This is a genomic window from Vibrio sp. 704 (assembly GCF_033339295.1).
On record NZ_JAWOUH010000053.1, the window covers coordinates 1 to 2267 of the forward strand.

General features: G+C 41.6%; 2 protein-coding genes. One reads left to right on the plus strand and one right to left on the minus strand.

Features of this window, described 5'->3' with window-relative positions:
• Positions 1-13 precede the first annotated feature (13 nt).
• Complete coding sequence (locus tag R7R24_RS24305) at positions 14-670, minus strand: quinolone resistance pentapeptide repeat protein QnrVC5 (RefSeq protein WP_000361705.1); 657 nt, start codon at positions 668-670, stop codon at positions 14-16.
• A 634-nt stretch (positions 671-1304) separates the two neighbouring features.
• Here R7R24_RS24305 and R7R24_RS24310 point away from each other — a divergent pair.
• Positions 1305-2195, plus strand: coding sequence for a replication initiation protein (locus R7R24_RS24310; protein ID WP_012615284.1), 891 nt, complete (start codon positions 1305-1307; stop codon positions 2193-2195).
• Positions 2196-2267 lie beyond the last annotated feature (72 nt).

Consider the following 2267-nt stretch of genomic DNA (forward strand, 5'->3'; position numbering starts at 1 on the left):
CAAACCATCAAATTTAGTCAGGAACTACTATTAAACCTAATTGCTCTAAAAGTTGTTCTTGCTGCCACGAACAGATTTTTACACCTGTAAGGTCAACTTTCCGAGGGTCTAAACCATACAACTCCGAGTGGCTCAAATCACAACCTTGCAACCTACACTGGCTCCAACACCCTTCAGAAAATACTCCCCGACTTAAATCAGACTCTTTAAATGATGCACCACTCAGATTTGCGCCAATCCATCTATTCTCAAACAAATCACACTTTTCGATACACTGCCTTTCAAAGTTGGCGTATGAAAGATTACAACCTGTTATATAAGCTGAACAAAAATACATTCTGTTCGATACCTGATTCATGAAGCTAGCTTGAGAAAAATTGGCACCCTTTAAATCGCATTCTCTGAACTCGATACCAAAACAATTTGCACCTTTGAAATACGACATTGAAAGACTGCAGTTTTTAAAAGATGCATCTCTAAGATCCGAGTAAGAAAAATCACACCCCTCTAATTCACCTCGTTCAATGAAAGAACAATCTACAAATTGTGTATCGCGGAGGTTCGCTCGTTTAAAGGAACAGCAGAAAAATTTGCAATTTTTAAAATACTGACCACTCATGTCTTGATGTGAAAAGTCTGCTTGTACATATAACTGGTCTGTTTTATCCATTTTCTAGCCCTCTTTCTATTTGAGTCGAAGACTAACATTTACCAACCAGTTCTCAAGAAAAATAAACACCTTAAAAACAGCAACTTACAACCACTTAAAATCGCAAAAATAAGGCGCCAAATTGACGCTCTAAGGCACCGTTTTTTAATTCACCCATGCCGCATGGCTAGAAAAAAGTTTTGATTAATCATGGCGCTTGCAAGAAAAACACATAACGCTTTCTATACGGCGAAAAGCCGTATTTCTACTCAGATCTAAGCTCATTTAATCTTTCATGGTCAACATAAATTCAAAGACTTAAAGATAAATTCGGCATGTTAGGTGGTAACATGTCGCTTAATGTGAAGAGTGGGATTTAACGTAATGTCACTTTGTGCGAAGTGCAGTGTTTCGGTAGAACAATGATTCTCGAAAGGTCGCTATAGCGGCCTTTTTTGTGCCTGAAAGCAAGAAAAGCGAAGGGAAATTGCGAAGTAAGGTATTGAGGAGTAAGATTAACTCTAGATAAAACAAAGCCCCGAAACTCATTCAAACTTGGCGGAATGGAGAGTTATCAGGGCTAAAGCTTAAGGTAATTTTAACACATGGAAAGACAAAGACAATCCACACGTAACCGCCATAAGTGCAGTTATGTGTGAAAGCTAAACAATCAAACGCATTTCAACTCGATCTAATCGAGACGCTTCCTCATAAGCCGTATTGCACCGATGAACTCGGTGTCACTTACATACGCCCAAAAAGTACAGCGATTAAGAAAAAATATCTGCAAGTGAACCAACCGAAGTTGGTCACTTACCTTGTCTTTGATATTGATCGACAAGGCGGTGTGTTGGCTTGGTACGACAACGATCTTCCCACACCATATTGGACTTCAAAGAACCCAGAGAACGCACACGCACACATTGCGTATCGCTTGAAAGTTCCATTCTGTACGTCTGATATCGCGCATAGTGAACCTATTCGCTACGCAGCTGCGATTGAATCCGCGATGATTGAGCGTCTGAAAGCGGATCGTGGATTCGCAGGACTACTGACGAAAAATCCACTGCACCCACATTGGCAAAATGAGTTTTGGACAGAGTACGAGTACACACTCGATGAACTGGCGGAATACCTCGATCTGAAAGGCCACCCGTTACGTGGTAGCGAAACGTCTGGTCTTGGCCGTAACTGTGAGTTGTTCGATAACACTCGTCAGTGGGCATATAGAGCGATTCGGGAATACTGGGCGCCTAACTACAAAAGAAAGTGGAATGCAGCCGTCTACGACAAAGTAGAAAGTACGAATAGCCAGTTCAATGTTCCTTTGCCCGTGTCAGAAGTGAAAGCGATAGCGAAGTCGATCGCTAACTGGACGTATCGAGAATTCACGCCAGAAAAGAAAAGCCAATGGCACGCTAAGAAAGGTGCTAAGGGTGGAAAAGTTTCAAAAGGTGGAGGTAGACCTAGCCTTAACGAACCTTGGGTTGAGCTTGGTATCAGTCGAAGAACTTACTTCCGTTGGAAGTCGACTGGCAAATTGTAATGTGTGGCACTAAACAAGCTATATCAGATAACAGCCCTTTTTAGGGTTGTTATCTGATTAATGGCCTCTATG

Coding starts and splice junctions, on each gene's coding strand:
- R7R24_RS24305 (WP_000361705.1), bottom strand. CDS start 670: ATGGATAAAACAGACCAGTTATATGTACAAGCAGACTTTTCACATCAA.